The following is a 25,278-nucleotide window of genomic DNA, read 5'->3' as shown; positions in this document are numbered from 1 at the left end:
TCTTCTCCTATCTATGGTATCTTCCCAGTTTCTTATGATGCCGGAAATGCGATCCATCCAAGCTTCGCCGAAAAATAAACCAGGGCATACAAAAATCCCGGCAGCATACAAAGCGCATAGGGAATCGCGTAGGAAAGCTTTTTCTTCAGCACCATCACCGGAAGGATCGCCGTACTGACTACTGCAGGATAAATAAGGGAGGATCCTGAAAACGTCAACGCACTGACTGCAGCAATGAAAAGCAGCACCCAGCTCTCTTTATTTCTGCCATCTTTGTTGAGCCAGATCCGTATACTTACCAGAAGCGCTGCCGGAATGGAAATATTTGCCAGCAGGGCCTTCCCTTCATAAATCCGCATAAACGCAAAGGTTCCTGTTGTATAGATAGAAAAAGAAAACAATTGCATCAGACACACAAAAAGAACCATCAGATCTGCTTTTTTTTCATCTCCACGAAAAAAGCTTTTTCCGATCTGGTAGATCAGAAGATTGATCATCAGCATGTTGATCACAGACATCACGACCTTGGACTGAACGATCGGGTGGATGCCCAGAAGGACACACCACACCGCATTGTTCATCGGATATGCAGAAAGATCATAGCGGAGATTAAAATTTCTCTGGATAACACCGGTAAGCGGACTGTATCGGGCAAGAGTGTCTGTATACACGGAAGTGCTTACTGCACCAATATAATGTGTTGCATCTGCAGTAACGTCCTGATATGCAGCCACCAGAAAACACTGCAGGATCACTGCCGCAGCGGTCAAAAGCAGCAGTGAATGCTTCCGAAATGTTTCTCCTATCCGGTCCAGCTGTCCCTTCCAAAGTTTATGCGCAAACAGACATGCTGCCAGTACACAAGCTGCCATGATCACCATCCACAGATACGAAAAGGTACTCAGTTTTACCCATTTCAGTGTCATAGGAACTGCAAGTATCTCAAAAACCGCAAAATACAGAAGATATCCCAAGACCAGTTCCATGGTTACTTCCGCCTTCATTTTCAGTATCCGTGTCAGCAGACTTCCTGCACAGAAAAATACCAGCAGCTCCAGGATCAGTCCGGCAATTGCCAGTATCAGCTCCTGCATTTCACACCTTCTCTCCGGCTTCTCTGGCAAGGATTCCCATTGCAACCTTCTCCGGAGTGATCGGGAGCTCTCTGACACGTACACCTGTTGCATTATAAACCGCATTGGCAATAGCCGGACAAGGTGTATCGATCACAAGTTCACCAATGGATTTTGCACCGAAAGGACCTGTCTTCTCGTAGCTGCTCTCAAACTCGATCCGCACCTTCGGAATATCCATACGGTTGGGGATCTTATACTGCATAAAAGAATTGTTACGGATCTTTCCCTTATCTGTATACTGCACATCCTCATACAGAACCATTCCGATTCCCTGACCGATACCGCCTTCTGCCTGCACTCTGGCAAGATTTGGATTGATCGGGGTTCCACAGTCGATCACGCCCACATAATCAATGACATCGATCTGTCCGGTCTCTTTATCGACCTCCACTTCAGCAGCACCTACCATAAACGGTGGCGGAGAGATCGGAGAAGAATATTCTTTTACAACCTGAAGCTCACTGCAGACTCCACAGGTCGCTTTTCCTGCGATCTGCTGCAGCGTTACCTCTTTTCCGTCTTCTGTGCGGACTTTTTCTCCGTCAAAATCAGAATCCTCTGCAGATACTCCAAGCATCTGTGCGCCAAAAGCGTGGATTCTCTTTCTGAGTTCTCCGCAGGCCTGGATCACGGCATTTCCGGTTGCATAGGTTGTAGAAGATGCATAAGAACCGGAATCATAGGGAGAAATATCTGTATCCACACTGAATACCACGATATTTTTCATATCTGTATCCAGACAGTCTGCTGCCATCTGAGCAAGAATGGTATCACAGCCGGTTCCCATATCAGAACATCCAAGTGCCAGGGTATAGGAACCATCCTCATTTAATTTAATGTCTGCTCCGCCGACATCGATCCCTGCAATAGATGAGCCCTGCATGGCCATAGCGATACCGACACCCCGTACTTTGCCGTTACCCATATCACGGAACGGATATTTCTCATCCCATCCGATCATTTCCTTTGCACGGGCGAGGCATTTATCCATGGTACAGCTGCCGTTGATCGGTACATCCGGATATCCCGGAAGTGCCTCTCCCTCCATAGGCATGTTCAGCTCGCGGAATTTTACCGGATCCATCCCCATCTTATGAGCCAGCTCATCTGCTGCGGACTCCACAGCAAAAATACCCTGTGTGGCACCATAGCCACGATAAGCGCCAGCTGCCTGCATATTGGTGTAAACAACATCATAGGCAAAACGGTAGGCTTCCGTATGACGATACAGCGCAATGGATTTATGGCCTGAAAGTCCTACGGTTGTAGGCCCATGCTCTCCATAGGCACCGGTGTTGGAAAGAGTATAAAGATCGATCGCCTTTACAATACCGTTTTCGTCTGCACCCATACGGATATGGACTTCCATCTCATGACGCGGAGAAGACGCGATCATGGATTCCTTTCTGGAAAAAACGATCTTGGACGGACGCCCGGTAACCCATGTTACCAGTGCCGGGAAAACCTCACTGACAGAAGACTGTTTTGCACCAAAGCCCCCGCCGATACGAGGCTTGATCACACGAACTTTGGAAGACGGAATGTTCAGCGCATTTCCTACGATCCTTCGGATATGGAACGGGATCTGGGTGGAAGAAACCACCGTCAGTCTCTGAAAATGGTCCATATAACAGTAGGTACGGAAGGTCTCCATCATGGTCTGCTGATTTGCCTTTGTGTGGTAAACCTGGTCTACTGTATACGCACATTTTTCCAGCATGGCATCCACATCACCCACTTCTTCTACATTGGAGGAACAGAGATTACGCTTATTATCTCCGCCGGCCGGGATCGGCATATACCAGTCATCCTCCGGGTGCACCAGAATGGGATTATCCTTGGCTGTGTGGATATCCAGAACCGCTTCCTCCACACGATATTTTACCTTAATGCGCTTCAGGGCTTTATCTACTGCCTCTTCTGTCTCACCGGCTACGATGGCAACCGGATCCCCTACAAAACGCACATGCTTATCTATGATATAACGATCCCATGGACTGATCTCAGGCGCTGTCTGCCCGGCCAGAGTAAATCTTTTGTGGGAAACATCCTCATAGGTCAGAACACAGGCAATTCTCTCGATCTTCTTTGCAGCATCTGTCTTGATCTCTTCCACCCAGGCATTGGCATGAGGACTTCTTAAGATCTTGACGATCAGGCAGTCAGAAGGTGCAAGATCATCGGTATAGACCGGTTTTCCGGTTACCAGCGACATTGCATCTGTTTTTGGCACCGGCTTGTTTACGTATTTCATTTTCCTTCCTCCTGTCCTTTTTTATAGTCGAGAAATTTCAGGATACTTCTGGTCTGTCCCACAAATCCCGAGCAACGGCACAGATTTCCGGAAAGATATTCCAGGATATCCTCTTCTGTGGGATCTTCCAGTTCCTTTAACATGGCAAATACATTCATGATAAATCCCGGATTGCAGAAGCCGCACTGCTCTGCTCCCTCATTTGCCATAAAAGCGCCGAATTCCTTTGCTTCCTCCTGCATTCCCTCCAGAGTCACGATCCGTTTCCCGTCTGCGCGGGCAGCCAGCATGGAGCAGGACAGTACCGGACGTTCATCCATCAGCACAGTACAGAGACCACAGTTTGCAGTCTCACAGCCACGTTTTACGCTGTAACAGCTGTTTTTCCGCAGGAAATCCAGAAGCAGTTCATCCGGAGGTACCTCTGCCTGCCGTTTTACACCATTCAGCCAGAAAGTGATATTCATTCTGCTCTCCCTCCGATCTCTTCCCAGGCCCTTCTTGTAAGGACTTTCACAAGAAGACTTCTGTATTCTTTTGAAGCACGCATGTTCTTGTCTGTAGGAACATGTTCCGCCGCATATGCGGCAAAAGATGCTGCTGCATCCTTTTTCTGCTGTGCATTCATCTGTACAAAATCTTTTAAAATTTCCTCTTCATCTTCCACGATCATTGCTTTTCCGGGTCTGGCCCCAATGACAGTTCTTGCTTTTCCGTCAATAAGAGCGGCCGCACAGGTGAGCACAGGAAAATCTGTGGAATTGTTCCGCTGACTTAAGTACACACTGTTCAGCGGCTGTTTTTTTACAATGATATTTACCAGGATATCGTTATCCTTTTCCATGGATGCAAACTGTGCCAGCGGAATGGTTCCGCCATTGTACAGCTCCACCCAGGTATCCAGTGCCAGAAACATGGTCAGTACATCGGAAAATCCGAATCTTCCGAAAATACTTCCGCCCACTGTGGCACAGTTTCGAAACTGCACACCCACAATGTGCCGTACACTTTCACGGATAGCACTGTTTGTATAGGCATTCAGCTCTTTGTGGGTTTCCAGCGCATGAAGTGGTGTCATACAGCCGATCACAAATGCTTCTTCTGTTTCTGTAATAGTATCCAGCCCAAGACCTGACAGATCAATGGCTGTCATGATGTTCCGGTTTCCCATTTTCAGCCAGACCATACCGCCCAGCACACAGGCTGTTCTTTTCTGGTTCAGTTCATATGCCTGTTCAAGGCTTTCTGCCTTTACGTAATTCTTTATCTTCAGCATACTTTATTCCCTTCTGAATTCTCATTCTCTTTCTTTACGGCTGTTTTTTCAGCCGAACATTTATTTTAACAGACTGTCAGCTAAATAGCTATTGTTTTTTTCTCTGCTGTTCTGACGCCGCATTAGACAGCGGTCTCCAGAACGATAAACTGATACGGTTTCAAAATGATCTCTTTTTCTGTGATCTCCACAGCTTTCTGATTATTCAGAAGCACCTCTTTTACTTCTCCCGGCAAAGATACCTTCTGTGACTGTGCCTGCATATTTCCCAGGATCAGAAGATTTTTCTCACCGTTTCTTGTATATGCGATCAGATTCTTCTGTTCTTCCTGATATGGAGCGAATGTTCCGTATACAAGCGTTTCTTTATATTCCGGAGCTTTTCTCAGTGCAGTCAGCTTTTTGTAGAAAGAAAGGAGGGAATCACTGTCCGTTAACTGGGACTTTACATTGATCTCCTTATAATTGGGATTGACCCCAAGCCACGGCTCTCCTTCTGAAAATCCCGCATTTTTCTCTGCGCTCCACTGTACCGGAGTTCTGGCATTGTCTCTGGAAAATGCGGAAGCAGCATCAAGCGCTTCTTTTTCACTGCATCCGGCACGGAGCGCTACCTGGTATTCATCGATGGTACTGATGTCATCGATCTGATCCATAGAAGTAAACTCCATATTTTCCATACCGATCTCCTGACCCTGATAAATAAACGGAATTCCCTTCAGCAGAAAATAAACACCTGCCAGGAGCTTCCTTGAATCCGGACAGCGGTCTTCCGGAGAAATATAGTGACAGACACCTCTTGGCTCATCATGATTCTCAATAATGTTGGAGATCATGCCGGTATCCCCAATCTTTTTCTGCGTATGGAAAATACACTTCTTGTACTCTTCCGGAGTCAGGTACGGTTTGGATGCATACCAGCCATCCTCGCTCTTTCCGTAACAGGTTTCTTCAAAATCAAACATGGATGAAAAATATCCGTTTTCTCCGATAAAATCTTTGATCTCATCTTCCTTTTCATTGAAGACCTCTCCTACAGTAAAAGCATCATAGGGATGAAAGCACTTCTCAGCCATCTCTCCCAGAAATTCTCCAATCCCTTCTGCCTCCTCCAGCATCCTCCCGACGCTGCAGAGCCCATCTGCACGATCGGCAGGATAATCGGAAAACGGAAGCTTCTTCTTGATATTGATAATGGCATCAATACGGAATCCGCCAAGCCCTTTTTCCATCCACCAGCGGATGTTTTTGTAGACTTCCTCTCTTACTTCAGGATTCTCCCAGTTGAGATCCGGCTGCTTCTTGTGGAATACATGGAGATACTGTTTATCAGGATGTCCCGGAAGCTCTTCCCATACCGGACCACCGAAATAGCTTCTCCAGTTGCAGGGAGCTTTATCATCCTTTTTGTCCCGGATATAAAAGAAATTTCCATACTTTCCGTCCGGATCCTTAATGGCCTGCTGAAACCACTCATGCTCATCGGAGCAGTGATTTACCACCAGATCCATAAGGATGTACATTTCTCTTTTTTTTGCTTCTGCGATCAGACGATCCATATCCTCCATGGTCCCAAACCTCGGATCAATCGCATAATAATCTGCAATGTCATATCCCTGGTCTGCAAGGGGAGATTTATAGATTGGGGAAAGCCAGAGGATATCTGCTCCCAGTTCCTTAAGATAATCAAGCTTGCTGATGATTCCCGGGATGTCTCCGATCCCGTCTCCGTTGGAATCATAAAAGCTCTTGGGGTATATCTGATATACCACTTTGTCATGCCACCATTTTCGTTTCATCGTAATTCCTCCTATGCCTGTTTGATCATGCAGTACTGCTTCAGATCAAATCCTTTTTTCTGTACAATGCCGTATAATTTAAATCCGAATTTCTCATACATGGAAACATTTGCCGGATTATGGGTTTCCAGAGAGATCATCAGCTTATGCCTGTCCGCATAATCGATCACCTCATCCATCAGCTTTTCAGCAAGACCGTGATGCTGCATCTTCGGCGCCACTGCCAGATAGATCACATGAAGCCTTTCTGCTGTATGAAGCTGGGAAGTCCAGCTGGAATTCAGATAGTCTTTTCCCTGGATGAATTTCCGCAGGGTCGCAAGACTTGGATCCTCTTTGATCAGATAGCCATCTGTTTTCAGAAGGGCAAAAAAATCCACCATCAGATTATGTAAGGCTGCTTCATGCTCCGTTCCGTCGGATACTACCAGGATACTGTTCAGCTCACTGCTGTCTGCATAGATCTCGCAGGTCTCAAAAAACTCCGTAAGATCACAGGTAAAAAGCTCCGGCATCAGCCGTTCTCTGGTATCCCTGTCCGGGATCAGTGCATGATACAGAGGATCCTCCGAAAAACATACGGTCAATATCCGGATCAGCTTATCCAGATCTTCTTCTTTCACTCGGTATAAATTATGGCTTTCCATTCTTTCCTCCAGGTATGGTTTTATTCTGTTCCTTTTTCAAACATATCACTGACCTCGCAGATCAGATTCCTGAGCTTTTCCACTGCACGGATCAGATATTCAATATCATCCGCATAATAACACTTCTGTCTTTCCCAGGCTTCCTTGAGGCTCTGCTTTTCTGCCTCCAGGCTGTCACCCGGCTTCTTTTCCTTCAGGCTTTCCACAAGATCATAAAGGTTCTCATGGTGGATGATCCTGCCCTTCCCCCACATCAGGCGATCCGGGGACTGCTTCAAGATATATTCCGTAAAATGATAAAAGACTTCCCGCTCAAACTGAAAGGCATAACAGTTGTTGTCAATACTGTAAAAAGCCTCCAGCGCAGGTGCGATCTCTCCTTTTTCCAGATATCCCATCGCTTTCTTCAGTGCATAAAGATTGTTCTGCACTGCCTGCTGCGGAAAGATCACATTGTCATCCCAGTCCAGACGTACCAGATAATCTTGGGATTTTCGGAATACACCGAGAAGCTTTTCGGTAATGGCATCCGCTTTTTTCCAGTCACGTTTTTCTTCCGGAAGGCTGTTGAAGCGCCGTACCTGCTCTGCAAGGATGGCAGCCGCTTTTTTTGCCTCTTCTGTTTTTTTCAGAAGGAGTGTACTGTCGGCGCCGGTCTGCATACACAGATCCGTATCCAGGGTCTTAATACTTTGGTCCAGTACCCGCCCGAAATCCATTGGCGGCAGAGCAAGGCTGTCAATAGCCAGAAGAAGTTTCAGATAAAATTCATGATGGAATCTGTATACCTCTTCCTCATAAACATCCTGGTTATCGTATTGGGAATGATAATAATTTTCCATAAACGGGCCACCGCTGAAATCATTGACCATGGACGGGATCCCGGAAATAGCCATGGTAAAATCATCAGACCAGGTTTCAATGGGATACAACGTGGTCATGCCCTCCGGATAAATCCCCTCCGGCATCTGCACAGCATCCACGAAGCTGCGCACAAAATCCGCATACTCATAGGTACATCGTACTGCATCTCTGGTACTGTGTGCATGAGCCGGAAGCTCAAAATTCAGATCTGCGATCACGTGCCCCTGCCACTCCGGTCTCGCTTCAAATACCTGGCGGTAAGCACCTGTGGACCAGTCATATTTTGTGTCGGAAATCCCCCATTCTTCTGCTGCAAGAGCACATACCACAATAGTATGGCGAGGTTTATAGCCACCACGGAGCAGCGCCCTGGCAATTCCAATGATCATGGCCACTGCCGCATTATCGTCCTGAAATCCCTCAAAATAGGAATCATAGTGAGCACTTAACAGAATCATGGAATCCGAATCGGTTCCCGGGATTTTGCCAACGATATTGTAGGTATACTGGTCTTTGATCACCTCTGTGTCCGCATCAAATTCCACGGAAAGCTCCGGAACACGATTCCCATTCTCATTTTTTTCCTCCATCAGCTGACGGATCATAAGAAAATCTGCCCGTGACATGGAAAATGCAGGCGCACAGGAAGGTCCTGCGATATCCTGTGCATTCAAAGCCGTATCATCGATCTGTGCGTATCCTCTGCTCTGTACGGCGATCAGAGCTGCTGCACCCTTCAGGTGTGCCTGATACACCGGGTAGTTGATCCACCATTCTTCTCTCTGATTGATCTCGATAAGAACCAGCTTTCCTTTCACATCGATATCCTTATATTCGTCAGCTGTACCCTTTCCAAGATATACAAGATCAAACCTCTGAAAGCCATTGGTCTTAAAATCCGTCTGATATGCGCCAAGCTGGATCTCCCGGCAGGTTCCCTCTCTGTCATGGCAGCGCATCACCGCTTTTTTAAATTCCCATGCATCCACACGGATCTTATCTTTTTCTACCTGTGTGAGACCGGCTTTTTTCATTTCTTCCAAAAGCATATCTCCGGTTTTTCGCTCTGCCAGGGAGCCTGCTGTACGGTATCCCAGAACCGGATTTGTTTTTTCCTGTTCCATGCGCCTGGCCAGATCATAAGATTCTTTTATATTCAGGCATGAAACACATTTCTCCACGATGTTCAAATTTACTGTCATCCCTTTCTCGGCAGTTCCCTGCCGGCAGTTCCGTCCTCCCGGCAGAGATATTCCTCTAACTGTTATAGATTATACCTTATCAATGTGCGGATTTCCAGATAAAAAAACGCGATTTGTTCTGACAAAAAATCCATCTCACAAATCACGTTATTATAATTTCTTTTTAGCCGGAATACCGAAGCGCATCAATAGGCTTCCTGGATGCTGCCTTGTTAGCCGGATACAGGCCAAAAAGCACACCGATCATCAAAGACATGGTGTTGGTGACACCGAACATGGCTTCCATGATCTCTGACTGATCCACAATGGAAAAAGCGTCTTCGTCCTGCTCAAAGCGTTCCATCAGGAGCTCTGTAAACGCATTTTCTGCCGGCTCCAGGCTATCCTCATCTGCTCCGGATGCGTAAAACATGGTCACATCCAGTACATTATCCGCAAGCCTGGTCATAGTAGAAAACGGGATGATCACCATAAGCCTTTTATGCCGTCGTTTCATTTTCCTTAACCTCCAAATATGCTGTGTATGTTCTCTCTGTTTTAAAAATATTTTTAAAAAAATGTGTAAAGTCTTTGTGTGATCTGTGAAAACCCGGTGAAAAAGGTATGATATTTTTCATATGCAAATACAAATAATTAATTATATTTTCTGTCTGTTGCCATTATTTTTTGTATATATTAAATATTATTTCAAAAATTATATATTATTTTCTGGTATTTTTTACTGAAATATGTTATAAAAGAAGTAAGAAAAACTACCGAAAATCAGATATTCCTGCTTTCGGTCCGAAATAAAGGAGGTATCTTTATGGCAAAACGTATTATCACCATCAATCGTATGTTTGGAAGCAACGGACGCCTTATCGGCAAGACTCTGGCTGAAAACCTGGACATCGGTTTTTATGATAAAGAACTGATCGACATGGCTGCCAAGAAAAACAATATCCCCTTCGACACCCTGGCAAAGGTAGACGAGAAAAAAGCCAGTCAGTGGGTATTTCCCGTTGACAGTGAGTTGCAGTTTACAGATAATTTCTCTTTTGTACCAATGAACGATGTGCTCTATGATCTCCAGAGAAAGATCATCCTGTCCCTTCCGCAGAGAGAGGACTGCGTAATTGTCGGCCGCTGTGCGACCAATATCCTGAAGGATAAATCACTTAAACTTTTTATCCATGCACCTTTTGAGGAAAGAGTTCAGAATGTGATACGCCGTACCGGCAGAGAAGAAGCCAGCGCACGGAAGCTGGTCAAAAAAATGGATAAAGAGAGAAAAGCTTACTATGAATACTTTACAGACAGCAAATGGCTGGATATGACACAGTATGATCTCTGTATTGACAGCAGCCGGTTTTCTATGGAGCAGATTATTGAGATTGTAAAGAGATGTCTTTAGGATTCTTTTTTCTGAAAATTTTTTTCTGAAAAATGTTTTTACGCTTTGGAAGCGTAAGTGAAACCGCAGGGGAGGGGAAGCACTCGTAGTTGCGAAAGGCCGTTTCCCCTCCCCTGCACCCCTTCCCTCTGGCCCCGCTATGAACCGTACGTTTTGGTTATGTTACGCTGTTGACAGGGTGATGGATTCTGCGTTTGTTTAAAACGCCAGGCTGTGCCGATCTCATCGGCATAACACCTTTCAACAAGAAGACGTATCCTTCCCACTATTCCAACACATTGAGCAACACCAAAATATTTATTGACCAGACGCTATCCTTCCCACACTTCCAACTCATTGTACAACACTGAAATATTAACTATTAATTTTTCAACAAGCAACATATCCTTCCCACACCTCCAACTGCGGACGCTCAACTCATCAAAACGTAAGGACAGGACACCACGCGTCCGCTTCCACCTCTCCGGCTAAAACGCCAGCCGGGGAAGTGACAGTCCTCCGGGCTGCTACGGAGGAGGGGTGATGATGGTTAGGTTGCGGGAGACGGCGTTATTGCGGAAGGGCCCAGCTGTTTGAGCCGAAGGCGAGTTCTGGGCCCTTCCGCAATGGTTTTAGCCGGCTCACGGAACCTTAGCAGCATCCCCCGACGGAGTCCGGCCCGGAGGACTGTCACTTCCCAGGCGTCCGTTCGCCAATATACCCCTTCAAAAACTCATATATATCCCCCTCCAACGGCGGACACCCCTCCACATAATTCTGAAACTTACAGGTACAGTGTCCCACACCAAGCACTCCCGTCTTACCACGATACCCCTGCCCGATGCAGATCTTTTCATCCAGCTTCTCAAAAAGCCCCTCTTCCTTCAGCATCTCCAATGCCGGGATCAGATACCCGTAGCAGGCACTGCAGGATTCCACCTCCTCCACGGCATCTGCAAGCTCCACAACCTTTCTGGATACCGGCATCCTCTGATCCGCACCATCCTCCAGAAATCTGACATCTGCTTTGGAAATATCTGAACAGCCCACGCCAAGATCACCTGCCAGCTTCACATAAGGAACCTCAGCTACCTCATAATGCATCATCTGACACACATATGCATCCACAAGAACCGGATCACAGGCAGCCATCACCCGGTTCATCACGACAGGATTTCCGCCATCCTCAAAATCCAGATCCCCGCAGATATTATCCACAACAATAAAGTCCTGCTGTATCCCCATATTCAGATGAGCAATGGGTTTATGAAGCCCCAGAGAATGAAACCGTCTCTTTTCCTTATTTGGGATCAACCCCTTCATATTCTTAAGGGCACAGGTGATCTTTGTCTGACAATGGCCTTTCAGAACCGGCACATTGATCAGAAAATCAATCTCCTTTACCCGCTCACAGACATTCAGCTCCATTCCACCGCAGTCCACAGAAATACCCTTATCCTTCTGCATATCCCAGAACGGCACCTGATACTCTTCCTCAAGCCTGTCAAAGCCACAGGTCTCAAAGGCCTCCCTTGTCTTATCTCCTACCCAGGATCCCTCCAGCATCACCATATCCCGGAAGCCATGCTCCTTCAGATACTCGATAATTCCTGCAACCACTTCCGGATGAGTCGTTGCACCCCAGGAAGCCTCTGAAGGAGAAACCAGATTCGGCTTGATCCCGATCTTTTTCTTTCTATCCCCGATATGGGACTGAAGATCCGCTTTTTCCAGAAGCTCCTTTGTCATTCTTTTATATTCCGTACCACTGGTAATAAAAATCTGATTTTTATCCATAATTATCAAAATTCCTTTCTTTCTGCAATGTGAATGTTGATCCAGATCCACACCAAAGCCCTGCAAAGCTTTTATCATCAGATGAGCCAGACAAAACAGCCGACAAATACAGCAGTCATCACATGCATCACAATCATAAAAAATACCCTCTCTACCGGTTTCCCGGTAAAAAGGATATTTTATCCGACACAGCAGTCTCGTATTATCTTTCGATCTTTGCCCCGTTCCACCATGGGAATTCTCGGTTCAGCCATTTTCCTGCAAGCTCACTCCATGGTTCACAGGCTCTTGCGATTCCTCTGCCGTTTTCGTTGGCAGTCAGCTCATTTGCCAGGCCGATCCCATGGGGTCCCTGCGGAAAAACATGATACTCCACTGGAATGCCCTTTTTATAGAGTGCCTGAACAAAGAGAAGTGTATTATCCAGCAGCACCGTCTGATCCTCAAAGGTATGCCAGATAAAGGTTCTGGGTGTATCTTCCGTAACCTGAAATTCCAGAGACATCCGATCTTTCAGCTCCTCATAACGATCTCCCAGAAGATTTCGGAAGCTTTCTTCATGACCAGCTACCCCTGAAGTGATCACCGGATAATTCAGGATCATGCCATTGGGACGGATCCTCTCGTTTTCCATTCCCGTGATCCCAGCAAGCTCCTCCGTATTCCAGAATACTCCCAGAGAAGCTGCCAGATGGCCACCTGCCGAAAAACCGGACACAATGATCTTATTCTTTTCAATATGCCACTTATCGCTGTTCTCTCTGAGAAGAGCTACTGTTTTTGCCAGCTGACGGAGGGCCACCGGATATCTGGCAGGTGCCACACTGTAACGAAGCACCACTGCGTGATAGCCCATTCCCATAAACCGGACAGCAATGGCTTCTGCCTCTCTGTCTGAAGTCATGCCATAAGCTCCGCCCGGACAGATCACTATGACCGGACGCTTCTGCCCCGGATAGAGTTCTTCCGACTCCTGCCAGAAATAGGTCTCTATCCATGCCTCATTATAGTCCTTTGTTTTTTCTTCGATCACAATTCTTTCGTTGATCATTCCGACTTTCCCTTCTTCATTTCATTGCTTCTCTGATCGCTGCAAGAAGTTCATCGTACTCTTCGTAAGCAGGAATTTCCGGATGATCTGCACGGATCTGTTCTGTACTGCGGAAGAGGAAGCCTGCTTTGCTTGCCTGGATCATTCCGAGATCATTGTAGGAATCTCCGCTTGCGATAGTCTCAAATCCCATGGACTGCAGTGCCTTCACAGTTGTCAGCTTGGATTTCTCACAGCGCATCTTAAAGCCTGTGATCTCTCCGTTCTCTGCTACTTCCAGGGAATTACAGAAAAGTGTCGGCCGTCCAAGCTTCTCCATCAGCGGAGTTGCAAACTGTGTAAAGGTATCACTGATCAGTATCACCTGGGAAAAAGATCTCAGCTCATCCAGAAATTCCTTTGCTCCCGGAAGGGGATCGATCTTTGCAATAGTCTCCTGGATCTCTTTCAGTCCCAGACCATGTTCTTTCAAAATTCCAAGTCTCCAGTTCATCAGCTTATCATAATCCGGCTCATCACGGGTTGTTCTCTTGAGCTCCGGGATTCCGCTTGCCTCTGCAAATGCGATCCAGATCTCCGGTACCAGTACACCTTCTACGTCCAGACATGTAATATACATCTTTCATATCCTCCTCTTGATCCAACTTACCGTTGATATTTCACAGAGTCTGACTCCTTCCGGCTGTCAGAACTCTTTAATCTTTTAGCGCTTTACCCTGATATTACCATATGCTCTCAAGGTCTGTAAACAGTTTTATTTTTTCTTCTTTTCCGATTCATAGATCTTCAGCTCTTTCAGTGCTTTTTCCCCAAGAGGATACAGCATGAAAATATTAAAGATCGTCATCAGGCCGATTCCTACATCTCCCAGATCCCATACAAACGTGTAAGCCGCGATCCCACCGATAAACAGCATCACCAGTGCCAGCACCTTATATCCTGTCTGTGAACCCCAGTTATCACCAAAAAGATAAGCCACATTGCCTCTTGCATAAAACAGGATTCCCAGAAATGTGGAAAAGCTGAACATAAACAGTGTTGCAGCAATAAAGATCACTCCAAACTGTCCCATATGATAATGCATGGCAGTCTGAAGAAGTTCCATTCCGGAAAGCCCCTGTACCAGATCTTCCGGGGCCAGAAGCATGATCATAGCTGTACAGCTGCAGATCACGATCGTATCCACAAATACACCCAGGGCCTGGACAAATCCGGCTTTTACCGGACTGTCACATTCTGCTGCCGCTGCTGCACAGGGAGCGGAGCCGCTTCCCGCCTCATTGGAAAAAAGGCCTCTTTTTACTCCGTTCATCAGCACGACGCCAAATCCGCCGGCAACAGCCTGACGAAATCCGAAAGCTTCTTCAAAAATCCGTTTAAATACTCCCGGCATACTTCCGAGATTTGTAAATATAATAAACAGCGTGATCACAAAATAAAGCACTGCCATCACCGGCACCAGAAGATCCAGAACTTTAACCGTTGCATTCTTCCGAAGCACGATCACAGCTGCGATCACTACCAGCACGATGGTAGTATACAGCGGCGGAATATCAAAAGCATTTTTGAAAGACGCCGTGACGGAATTGCTGATAACCTGACTGATTCCACACCAGCAGATCAGGCCGGAAATGGCAAACAGAACGGAAAGCAGAACCTTTTTTCGTTTTCTGCCCTGTTTTTCTTCCCAGTAGCGATGGATATAGTAGGCAGGACCGCCCCTGTAGCCACCATAAAGAGGATCCTTTTCTTTATAGAGCTGTGCCAGGGTTGCTTCGATAAAAGCAGTGGAGGAACCGATCAGCGCCGTGATCCACATCCAGAATACCGCTCCTGCACCTCCTGCCGAGATCGCAGCTACCACACCGACCAGGTTTCCCATTCCCACACGGGTAGCTGTAGATACGATCAGCGTCTGAAATGCTGAAAGATTATTTTTGTCACTTTTCTTTTCTGACAGGGCTCGTACCATATCCGGAAAAAGACGGATCGGCAGAAGCTTTGTCCTGATGGTAAAATAGATACCGGTCGGAATCAGAAGCAGGATCAGAAGTGAGATTCCCAGCGTACTTCCTCCCGGAAGCGGGATCTTTATCAGATCTCCCCAAAGAAATGTATAGACCTTTTCGATCATTGTTACTATCATGTTACTGTTTCCTTTCCCCAATCACCCCATGTGATCGTTTTGTTCTCTTTTTCTGCCCGTTGTTTGTATTTATTTCTGCAACGTTTTAAACGGGCAAAGCGTATCTTTTATTATAATAGCTTTCTGTTTGTATGTAAAGAAAAATCCCGAATCTTTCGATCCGGAATTTTTTTGTATTGGTAACTTTTCTGTTATTCGACAGATTTCTGATATCTGTCTGTTTTTATGAGCATAGCTGCATTTTACTCTCAGCCAGCCAGGTGGAACATCTCGATCAGGAATATCCAGCTCATTCCATAGTATGTTATCACGGCTACAAGGTCATTCACCGTAGTGATCAGAGGACCTGAGGCTACTGCCGGGTCCACACCAACCTTTTTGAAAAACAGCGGTATGCAGGTTCCTACTGCACTGGATACCAGCATGGCCACCAGCAGGGATAATCCGATACAGCCGGATACCGCATAGGCAAATACGAGTGTTTTTCCTTTGCATAAGAAAATATACAATCCGATCAGTACAAAAGACAGAATACCGAGCAGACCACCGTTGCAAAGACCGATCCGCATTTCCTTCAGCACAAGCTCTGCTTTCTGTCTGCCCGTCAGTGTCTCATCCATCAGTACACGGATGGTTACAGCCAGGGACTGGGTTCCAACATTTCCTGCCATATCCAAGATCAGAGACTGGAAGCACATGATGATTGGCAGACAGGTAACTACTTTTTCAAATATTCCCACAACAGAAGATACCACCATACCAAGGCCCAGAAGAACGATCAGCCAGGGCATTCTTTTTTTCATGCTCTCAAAAAGAGGTTCTTTCAGATCTTCCTCTGCAGTCAGACCAGCCAGCTTTGCATAATCCTCTCCCATCTCATCGTCTACCAGATCGATGATCCCTGCGGATGTGATTACTCCAAGGAAACGATTGTCATCGTCCAGTACAGGAATGGAATCTTCAGAATAATCCTTCAGCCGTTCCATACAGTCGTCGATCTGCTCAGTACCATACACATATGGATAGGAAGTTACGATCAGCTCTTCCATAGGGTGGTCCTGTCTTGCTGTGATCAGGTCCTTCAGATCCAGCGCTCCATAAAACTCCCCTCTGTCCGTCACTGCAAAGATCGTAGAAATATTATCATTATCTGCTGCCTGGGAAACCAGCTCACTCATGGCCTGCTTTACGGTCAGGTTTTCACGGATCACAATGCAGTTCGTTGTCATTCTGCTTCCAATCTCATCCTCATCAAAGGAACGGATCATTTCGATATCTTTCCGCACCTGTTCATCCAGAAGCTGGATCAGAAGCTTGCGTTTTTCTTTATCGATCTGCTTTAAAACATCTGCCAGGGCATCGGTTTCCATTTTGGAAAGAATGGCTGCTGCTTTTTTTACATCCATTTCTTCCAGATATTGTACAGTTTCTTCTTCCTCCAGATATTCAAAAACATCTGCCAGCATACCGCTTTCCAGGATACGGTATAGTCTGCTGCGCTCCGCAGTGCTTAATTCTCTTAATACTTCCGCCAGATCGTTTTCGTGGAAATCCTGCAGCCTTTCACTTAGAACTGCCGGAGAAACACTGCTTCGGATCAGACTCAGAATATCTTTTGAAAAATCCTGATTTCTTTTTGTCATTTTCTCATCCTCCTCACATAGTTTCGCACAAAACACGCACACCAAAAACAGACATGTTAAAGCATGTCTATGTGCTGTTTGATTTTCGATTGTGTTTCCTTGGGATTTGAGTATAAAGCGAAATGAATTTATACATGATCGCCTTACTGTAAGATTCTCAGAATGAGAAGAATGAAAAAGATATCTATTATAATCCTGCTACAATTATAATGTAATAATACCGTACAGATTCTGGTGTCACCTATATATCCTGTCATATATATCCTTTTGATATACAGACATAATATTCTGTACGCTTAAAACAGAATGGAACATTCTCATCCCTCTCTGTTCTTTCCATCTTTCACTCCGAGAGCTACAACTTCGCCCATGAGAATCACAACTGTCCATTCTGTTCACCTGCCTTTTTTTCTTAAATTTTTTTATCAACCCGGCCATTATAACGTTCCCGGCCGGGTTTTGTCAACCGGATTTATGGTTAAATTTATTGTAAATCCGGTTGAAATTTTATGTTTTACAGAGGTGGATGTTTATGCAGCAGCATTTGCGTTGATCGTATCAATGACTTTTTTTATTCCAAGCCAAACACCCATATCTGTAAAGATTTCCGAAATGCTCCCACGATCCGTAAACGGAGATTCCAGCAAAACAGAAAGATCCTTCATCATTCCATTATGAACAATATACTCAATGATCTGATTTACAAAATAAATCTGCCTGCTGTCCAGATTTACATCCTCAAGATACTTTGAAAAAGCTTCCTTTGCTGCATTCATATCAAGACCTACCATTTCTCTGACAAATTCTCCCAATGGCTTTCTGCCAAATTCTGCTTCATAATCCTCTTTTGTACCAAGCTCGCTCCAGAGAATTTTTTCCAGTTCAGCTACATCTTTTTCTGTAAGTGACTGATTCTTTTTCAGCTTAGCTATTACATGGTTATCCTGATGCTGTCGGACATAATATTCTACTCGTACTTTATAATTTTCCAGATCATCGTTTTCCAATTCCGCTTCTTTCCATTCCGTTGAAAGAATTTCGTCTGTAAAATTGGTCATATATTTATTCCTGCTCTTATCCGGAATATACTTCATAAGATCTCTCAGATTTTTCCTGATATTTTCAAATTCATCAATTCCTGCATTTTCCACATAATCTGTATGCAAAATCTGATCGATCAGCTCTGTCTGTGCCTGAATCTCCGGTATATTTGCCACTCCGGCAATTCCGGAAACCTTTTTTAAAAGATCTTTTCGCGCACTTGTATATTTCTTTCCAACCAGAGATGCAAGTTCTATTCCATACATAAGTGCATCAAAACGTACTGCTGTTACTTCATCACTTTCAGGCAAAATCAAGGGTGCAACCTCTTCCCGTACAAGTAAAGTATCTTCATAAGTAAGCATCTGATAGTTCGACTCTTCTGAATATAATTCTACATATTTCAAATGTTGGCGAACTGTAAAACTATCTCTTGGGAGCTCTTTTACTTTTTCAGTCATGTGCTTTACAAGTGCAGTCCTGTACGCAGTTAATTTATCTGTCTGATATTTAATATCCTGAAGCTTATACGAAATCTCAAACTGAAGATTAAAAACTGCACTTTGCAACGCCATCAGATTTGCGCTTGCTTTTCCTTTATTCATTCGGAAAAACTCAAAATTTCCACAAAAATCAAAAATGTAAAACTTTTTCTTATCTTCCCCATCCAACAATCCCGGGCATAGTCTTGTTCCTCGTCCGATCATCTGCCAGAATTTTGCTTTACTCATAACTTTCTTAAAGAATACAAGATTAAGAACTTCAGGTACATCAATTCCGGTATCTAACATATCTACAGAAATTGCGATCTGCGGTAGTTTTTTCGGATCTGAAAACTCATCAATTGCACTCTGTGCATATTTCATTCTGTTATCGATCACCATAGCATAATTCTTTAAATGCGGATATTCCTTATTAAAAATCTCAAGGATCTTTTCCGCATGATCATGATTTTTCGCAAAAATAATTGTTTTTCCAATCTTCTGTCCGTATTCAATTTTAATTCCATCTCTCATCAGGACATGAAGAATTTTTTTAATGGTATCTTCGTTAAAAATCCAGGTATTCAATGCAGCCGAATTTATCGCTTCCGGAAGCTTTCCATTTTCGTCTTCAAAAGTATTTTCATAGATTTCTTTATCTGCTTCTGAAAGTTCATCATATACAATTCCCTGATCAATAAATTTCACCCTGGATTCCACCGAAAGATAATCAACCAGATATCCATCCTTAACCGCCTGCGCCAGATCATATCCATAAGTGGGATCTCCGTTTGCCAGTTCAAACACTTCATATGTATTTTTGTCAATCTCATCTTTCGGTGTTGCGGTAAGTCCTACAAGCAGTGCATCAAAATATGTAAAAATATCTTTATATTTATTATAAATGGATCTGTGCGCTTCATCACAAATGATCAGATCAAAATGACCACTGGTAAAAACTTTTCCTTCTTTGTCATTTATCGTATCAATACAGTTTATCATGGTCTGATATGTGGAGAAAACACATCGCGACATATAATTATTCTTTTCTTCAACCAGATTTGTACAGGAAAAATCCTGCATCCAGTTTACAAAACTTCTTTTCGCCTGTGTTACCAGTGAATTTCTGTCCGCCAGAAAAAGTATATTCTTTACCCAGCCCGCATCAACCAGTACCTTGCACAAAGCCATTACTGTTCTGGTTTTTCCGGAACCTGTGGCCATAACAAGCAGGGCTTTTCTCCGATTCTTTTCATCAAAGCTCTGGCATACTGCTTTTATCGCGGCTTCCTGATAATAGCGGTCTGCTATCTTTTTATCTACAGAAATATTTTGGAGGCTTGTCCGCATACTCAAAAGGTTAAACCATTTCTCCAGATCCCGTTTGGAATAAATAACTGAACATTTTCTTTCTGGATATTGTCCGTCTATGATCCGGGTTTCAAAACCATTGGTAAGGAAAATTACCGGACGCCGTTCATATTTCTTTTCCAGCAGATCTGCGTAAAGTTTCGCCTGCTGCCTGCCCTCAGCAATATCCTTGCAGGTACGTTTTGCTTCTATAATTGCCAGAGGTTTATTCATATCATCATAGAGAACATAATCAATACGTCCAATCCCTGATTTATTCGGCATTCCTGTCACAGTCATCTCATTTAACCAGTCTTTTCCCTGTGCCCATCCTGCATCAATAAGCATGGAATCTATGTAAAGTTTTCTGGTTTCATATTCAGACAGATCCAGAGGTTTCGGAACATATGTCTGCTGCTTTTTCTCGTGGCGTGCGGACAGTTCTTCCCTAAGAAAAGTATTTTCTGCCATCAGTTTTTGTAGATCCAGTTCCTGCTGAGCAGTTTTTTCTTGTTCTTTCAGAAGTGTTTCTCTTGCTTTTCTGGCTGTTTCCCTGGATGCCTTTGCCTTCTCAATTCTGCCATCAATAATCGATTTATCAAATGGATGTTCCTGATACTGTTCTCCATAACAATATGCAATGTAATCTAAAAAAATCGACAGATTTTCAAGACAGAGTATCGCTGCATCTCTGCCAGGTTTTTTATTGCTATGCGCCACACTATTTCCACATCTGCGGATATAATCCATCCGTTTCCAAAGATCCGGTCCCACTAACTGTCTGAATTCCTCTGTATTCATCAAAGTGTGAAGGTTATCCTGGTACGGAATCTGCAAACTATTCTCCACAGAATACAACCATTTCACAGCAAATTCCATAGCCCGCCGGCTGTTAAGAATACTCGCATCCGGATCTGCCAATATGATCTTCTCCGCAGATATGGCAACATTTGCAAATGCAGAGAATTTTGATTCATTTTTTAAATAATCAAAGTTTGTTACCATTGTGAAATCTCCCTCTTTTACTTTCACTTTACATTGACAATAAATTCATTACCAAATTAACCATAATATCTTTTTCTTTTGGATCTGACTCTGCAATCATCAATGTAATTGCTACTAATGCACCATCACTTATCCTTTTCTGTCCATCTTTGTAGAGTACATCATTGCGAGCTAAAAATTCCAAAAATAACGATGCAGCAATTCTCTTACATCCATCAGCATAGGGATGATCTTTTATCATAAAATACAAAAGATTAGCGGCTTTCTCTTCTAAAGAAGGATAAACCTCTCCTCCGAAAACATTTTGGTAAATTGCTGCAAGAATACCTTCAACTTTCCCCGTTTCTTTTTCAACACCAAAGACATCCGAATGAAATGAATCTTCCATTGCATTCACCATATTTCTACAATCCTCGTATGTAATTCTGTATATGGCTTTATTTCCTGCAGGCTTTTTAATCGACTGGTGATCATACTGGTCTAATAACATCAAGGCATTTGTATATAAATCAACAGCTTTTAGCACCTCTGCTTCATCTATTTCCAAAGTACATGCAAGCATTTTGGTTTGAATATTTACTGTTCTCTGTAAGGCTTCTAATCTTTTTTTATTGATTGCATAGCCTTGTAGGATATACTGTTTCAGAACATTATTTGCCCATTTTCTAAATTCTACACCTCTGTTAGATTTGACTCTATAGCCTATAGAAATAATCATATCTAAATTATAATGTTCTACTTGATACACTTTTCCATCTGAAGCAGTTGTCGCAAAATTTGCGACAACTGAATTATCCAGTTCTTCTTTTAATGCATTATTAATATGTTTACCAATTGTCTTTACGTCTCTTCCAAATAATTTAGCTAGCTGATTCCTATTAAGCCATACGGTATTATTTTTGACAGACACAGTTAATTTTATTTCCTTATCAGCAGTTTCAAATAAAATTATTTCATTTTGCATATTTAACCCTCTTCTGAAAATATACCATTGTAAATTTCATCCCCCTCGTAGTAAGTAATTTCTCTCACGTATCTCCGTAAAACATTTCTTTTGCTTTATTTTACTTTCTCGATTGTAACGTGACACATATAATTCCATTTCTGTAAAAGCTGATTGATAACTTTTGATTTGTCGACTTGTTCCGCAAACTCCACAAATGCCTTTTGCTGTTCAATAGGTGGAACAATAAGCTCTACCTCTCTCAAATCTTCCATATTCAACTGAATCAAAGTAATGCCCTTGGCTTTACTTTTAATATCGTCATTCAAATGCTTGCTATCCATAAGATATTTTAAGAATTCTAACACCATAATGTTCTCTTGAGTTCTAATAGGGACAATACCTCTTCCAACATTGCATCCTTTGAATTCTTTTCCAACAATACAAGTATCAGCGATATTAGCTCGAACTGTTATAAGCATTTCATGACCTTTTAATATCGTTCTCTTGTATTTATTGGATATTTCCTCAGTAGTTCTTTTTAACTCTTCCAACTTGGGAATTCTATTGACAATATCAACAGGTCTGAATACTGGCACTCCCTCTTCTTGGTCATTTCCGGTCTGTACAATGCCATATGATATAGTACAATCATCAGTAACAATCTCTTGAAGTTGCTTCTTTTCCCATCCCATAGGATTATCTACAGCATCACCAAACATCTCGACAAATCGGGCTTTTATAAGATCATCTAGCTTTGACAATTCATCTATTCGATGGGCAAGTACTTGCTGAATTTTGTCAAGAATCATTACTATTTCATTTTGTTCAGATAATGCGGGAATGTTTAATTTTATCTGCTTTAAATCTTTTACAGCAAAGCTTGCCTGGTTAACAGATTTTTTTGTTATCTTCCTGATTTGACTTCTAAATGGATGTCCATAAAAACAATATTTTGCATATGCAGGATTTATCACATCTCGTCTAGCTTTAAGTCTTAATAAATTCATTCCATGGATAATAGTTTCATCTGATTGTTTAACATATAACACTGTTCGGCCTAGATACTGAACACTATTAATGTGTGACATTAATAGATCTCCATCTTCAAGTAAATATGATGTATATTTCGAAATATCAGTTATTCCAGCATATCCCATCCTATCTCTGCTAAATTTATCATTTGTTATAGTTTCAATTCTTGTAATAGGAAAGCCACCATCTACATCTCCCTGTTTTATATTCGCTCCATTCTGTATTAAAGAAAAGCACTCATCTATCGTTTTTATCATCTACCTCATCCCTACAAATCCGAATTTGAATAAAAGTCAGCTCATATATTTCTGATGAGATGTTTTAACATTGTTTTGATTCACCATCGCATACTGCATCGTTGTATCAATTTGTGAATGTCCTAATATTTTTTGCACCTGTTCTATTGGCATTCCTTTATCTATTGCTCTGGTTGCCATGGTTCTTCGAAATTTATGGGGATGAATGCGTTCCAAATCAATTCGTCTTCCTAATTCCCTTAAACGAATTTCCACTCCGCTTATTTTTAGCCTGTCATGTGGTGCATCCAGGGTTACAAACAATGCAGAATTATTATCTTTTCGGTAATCAATATATTTTTTTAAATGCACCTTCGCTTTTGCATCAAAATATACACGCCGCTCTTTGTCTCCCTTTCCGTATACAATGCACTCACGCCCTTCCAAATCAATGTCATCAACATTCAGATTTACCAGTTCACCTACTCGTATTCCTGTAGAATATAGCAAATCTATAATTGCCAAATCCCTGATTTCTTTGCAGTTATCTCTGAGTCGTTCAATCCCTTCATCTGTAATAACGCTTTTTACTACCGTTTTAGTTTTAATCTTATGAATCCGTTTCATAGGACTTTTTAAAATATAATCTTCTTCCTCCAACCAGGAGAAAAAGCTGGAAATGTTTCTTCGAATGTTATCCACCGTAACATTTGAACATTTATTATTCTTCTGATATTCTGCCAGATATGTCCGTATTTCCTCTGTTGTGATCTTCCTTACAGATGTTTCAATATGGGATAGCAAATGTTCTACCGTAACTTTATAATATTGAATGGTTCTTTCTGAACAGCCTTCTATTTTCTTTGCATCCAAAAACATTTTAAGAAAATCTGTATTGGATATTTCCACTTTATCAGTTTCCTTCTCTGCACACACCTTCAAAATTACTTCCTGAAGCTTTTTCATCTGTGTAATTGACAGATATTCTGACATTTCATTTAATATTTTTACTACTTTTTCTTCCATACTGGCATACTCCTTTCAAAATATACCAGCATCCTTCAACCATTTTGTTTATAGCATTTTGTTTTCCCGATACGATTCAAATATATATGACGGATTTTCGTAATATACACTGCTGTTGTAGTCATCAATCTTTGCACTGATAAAGGAATTGTATACTTTTATTAAAGCTTCTATAATTCCAATACCCTCATCTGCAGCGACCATTTTTATCAGCCGCTTATATACTTTTCCAATGTCCCAATGTGATGGAATGCTGTATTTACAATCACCCACATTGTCAAAATCTCCTTCTTTTATTCCTGCTTCTTCGATAAAATCATCACTGACTCTGTCAATGTTATCACAATGATAGACATCTGCCAGGTCATAAATTTTATCAATCCTCTGCTTTCCAAGCTTATTTACAACATCTGCCCGTGTATTCTTTGTTTTCCTGGCAATGTAATCGATCAGGCTGCATGTGTAAAATAAATCATTATCTTTTTTTCTTTCACGTCCTTCTCCTGCCATTTATAGCACCTCACAATCTCTATAATTCAGGCATTTCAATGATTCTTTGGAACAAAATGCTATCTGATGAGTTGGATACTTGAACTTTGCCAGAACCCAGAACTGTTCTCTGGTAATCGTACCGTCCATGTAATCAGAAACAAAATTATAAATCTGATCGTCTGCCATTGCACCGATTACAATATCATATTCATGGTCTTTCCCACTCCGACATGCAATTATAAAATCCAACCATTCTTCTGTCATATCTTTGAATTCTTTTATTTTCAGATTCGATTTTAAACGCACATCATAGACAGATACAACCTTCGTATCATATCTCCTGGCCCATCTTTGAGCTTGTTCTTTTATAATCGTACAGTAAAAACCAGTTCCAAAATCTTTTGTATTACGACCTTTTCTGATTTCCGGTTTCTCTACAGTCTGATATCCACCATGATACACCGTCATTATCGCCATTCAG

General features: G+C 42.9%; 20 protein-coding genes. 1 reads left to right on the top strand and 19 read right to left on the bottom strand.

From position 1 onward, the window contains the following. Positions 1-32: 32 nt before the first annotated feature. The 8 genes from ABCM67_RS03275 to ABCM67_RS03240 form a co-directional block, all read right to left on the bottom strand. Positions 33-1,094 carry a DUF6077 domain-containing protein gene (locus tag ABCM67_RS03275; RefSeq protein ID WP_147603044.1) on the bottom strand — a complete coding sequence of 354 codons (1,062 nt, stop codon included), beginning with the start codon at positions 1,092-1,094 and terminating at the stop codon, positions 33-35. Position 1,095: 1 nt separating this feature from the next. Next, positions 1,096-3,390 carry a molybdopterin cofactor-binding domain-containing protein gene (locus tag ABCM67_RS03270; protein WP_342992495.1) on the bottom strand — a complete coding sequence of 765 codons (2,295 nt, stop codon included), beginning with the start codon at positions 3,388-3,390 and terminating at the stop codon, positions 1,096-1,098. Beyond that, positions 3,387-3,857 carry a (2Fe-2S)-binding protein gene (locus tag ABCM67_RS03265; protein WP_342992494.1) on the bottom strand — a complete coding sequence of 157 codons (471 nt, stop codon included), beginning with the start codon at positions 3,855-3,857 and terminating at the stop codon, positions 3,387-3,389. The genes ABCM67_RS03270 and ABCM67_RS03265 overlap by 4 nt, the downstream gene beginning before the upstream one ends. Beyond that, positions 3,854-4,666 carry an FAD binding domain-containing protein gene (locus ABCM67_RS03260; RefSeq protein WP_173754264.1) on the bottom strand — a complete coding sequence of 271 codons (813 nt, stop codon included), beginning with the start codon at positions 4,664-4,666 and terminating at the stop codon, positions 3,854-3,856. The genes ABCM67_RS03265 and ABCM67_RS03260 overlap by 4 nt, the downstream gene beginning before the upstream one ends. Before the next feature lie 122 nt (positions 4,667-4,788). Continuing rightward, positions 4,789-6,465, bottom strand: coding sequence for an alpha-glucosidase (locus ABCM67_RS03255; RefSeq protein WP_022426070.1), 1,677 nt, complete (start codon positions 6,463-6,465; stop codon positions 4,789-4,791). An 11-nt stretch (positions 6,466-6,476) separates the two neighbouring features. Continuing rightward, on the bottom strand, positions 6,477-7,112 hold the full coding sequence (locus ABCM67_RS03250) for a GNAT family N-acetyltransferase (protein ID WP_015524714.1): 636 nt from the start codon (positions 7,110-7,112) through the stop codon (positions 6,477-6,479). A gap of 20 nt (positions 7,113-7,132) precedes the next feature. After that, positions 7,133-9,178: a M28 family peptidase gene (locus ABCM67_RS03245; RefSeq protein ID WP_342992492.1), complete on the bottom strand. Its 2,046-nt coding sequence runs from the start codon at positions 9,176-9,178 to the stop codon at positions 7,133-7,135. A 163-nt stretch (positions 9,179-9,341) separates the two neighbouring features. Then, entirely contained in the window at positions 9,342-9,674 is a 333-nt protein-coding gene (locus ABCM67_RS03240) for an ABC transporter permease (RefSeq protein ID WP_110102169.1), read from the bottom strand. Between the two features lie 309 nt (positions 9,675-9,983). Here ABCM67_RS03240 and ABCM67_RS03235 point away from each other — a divergent pair, with 309 nt between their 5' ends. Then, positions 9,984-10,571 (top strand): cytidylate kinase-like family protein, encoded by a 588-nt coding sequence (locus tag ABCM67_RS03235; protein ID WP_021650917.1) that lies wholly within the window; start codon positions 9,984-9,986, stop codon positions 10,569-10,571. A 669-nt stretch (positions 10,572-11,240) separates the two neighbouring features. Here ABCM67_RS03235 and ABCM67_RS03230 read toward each other — a convergent pair. From ABCM67_RS03230 to ABCM67_RS03180, 11 genes are all read right to left on the bottom strand, one after another. Beyond that, positions 11,241-12,347 (bottom strand): DUF362 domain-containing protein, encoded by a 1,107-nt coding sequence (locus tag ABCM67_RS03230; protein WP_342992491.1) that lies wholly within the window; start codon positions 12,345-12,347, stop codon positions 11,241-11,243. A gap of 202 nt (positions 12,348-12,549) precedes the next feature. Further along, positions 12,550-13,398 (bottom strand): alpha/beta hydrolase, encoded by an 849-nt coding sequence (locus ABCM67_RS03225; protein WP_147603050.1) that lies wholly within the window; start codon positions 13,396-13,398, stop codon positions 12,550-12,552. Between the two features lie 16 nt (positions 13,399-13,414). Next, positions 13,415-14,017: a bifunctional phosphoserine phosphatase/homoserine phosphotransferase ThrH gene (thrH, locus tag ABCM67_RS03220; protein ID WP_015524708.1), complete on the bottom strand. Its 603-nt coding sequence runs from the start codon at positions 14,015-14,017 to the stop codon at positions 13,415-13,417. Between the two features lie 135 nt (positions 14,018-14,152). After that, positions 14,153-15,544 (bottom strand): alanine/glycine:cation symporter family protein, encoded by a 1,392-nt coding sequence (locus ABCM67_RS03215; RefSeq protein WP_059085580.1) that lies wholly within the window; start codon positions 15,542-15,544, stop codon positions 14,153-14,155. A 248-nt stretch (positions 15,545-15,792) separates the two neighbouring features. Further along, positions 15,793-17,187: a magnesium transporter gene (mgtE, locus tag ABCM67_RS03210; protein WP_147603051.1), complete on the bottom strand. Its 1,395-nt coding sequence runs from the start codon at positions 17,185-17,187 to the stop codon at positions 15,793-15,795. 530 nt (positions 17,188-17,717) lie between these two features. Continuing rightward, on the bottom strand, positions 17,718-21,065 hold the full coding sequence (locus tag ABCM67_RS03205) for a DEAD/DEAH box helicase family protein (RefSeq protein WP_147603052.1): 3,348 nt from the start codon (positions 21,063-21,065) through the stop codon (positions 17,718-17,720). Between the two features lie 28 nt (positions 21,066-21,093). Continuing rightward, on the bottom strand, positions 21,094-22,029 hold the full coding sequence (rhuM, locus tag ABCM67_RS03200; RefSeq protein ID WP_021651421.1) for a RhuM family protein: 936 nt from the start codon (positions 22,027-22,029) through the stop codon (positions 21,094-21,096). 95 nt (positions 22,030-22,124) lie between these two features. Beyond that, entirely contained in the window at positions 22,125-23,300 is a 1,176-nt protein-coding gene (locus ABCM67_RS03195; protein WP_147603053.1) for a restriction endonuclease subunit S, read from the bottom strand. A 36-nt stretch (positions 23,301-23,336) separates the two neighbouring features. Continuing rightward, complete coding sequence (xerA, locus tag ABCM67_RS03190; RefSeq protein ID WP_147603054.1) at positions 23,337-24,305, bottom strand: site-specific tyrosine recombinase/integron integrase; 969 nt, start codon at positions 24,303-24,305, stop codon at positions 23,337-23,339. 48 nt (positions 24,306-24,353) lie between these two features. Next, positions 24,354-24,815: a hypothetical protein gene (locus ABCM67_RS03185; protein ID WP_147603055.1), complete on the bottom strand. Its 462-nt coding sequence runs from the start codon at positions 24,813-24,815 to the stop codon at positions 24,354-24,356. Continuing rightward, complete coding sequence (locus tag ABCM67_RS03180; protein ID WP_147603056.1) at positions 24,816-25,274, bottom strand: DUF3990 domain-containing protein; 459 nt, start codon at positions 25,272-25,274, stop codon at positions 24,816-24,818. Positions 25,275-25,278: the final 4 nt, after the last annotated feature.

Origin of the sequence: Blautia sp. 2227st1_G12_2227SCRN_220401 (assembly GCF_039062885.1) — a bacterium.
Lineage (GTDB): Bacteria > Bacillota > Clostridia > Lachnospirales > Lachnospiraceae > Blautia_A > Blautia_A fusiformis.
The sequence above is the reverse complement of the archived record's forward strand: the minus strand, read 5'-3'. Positions and strand labels throughout refer to the sequence as shown.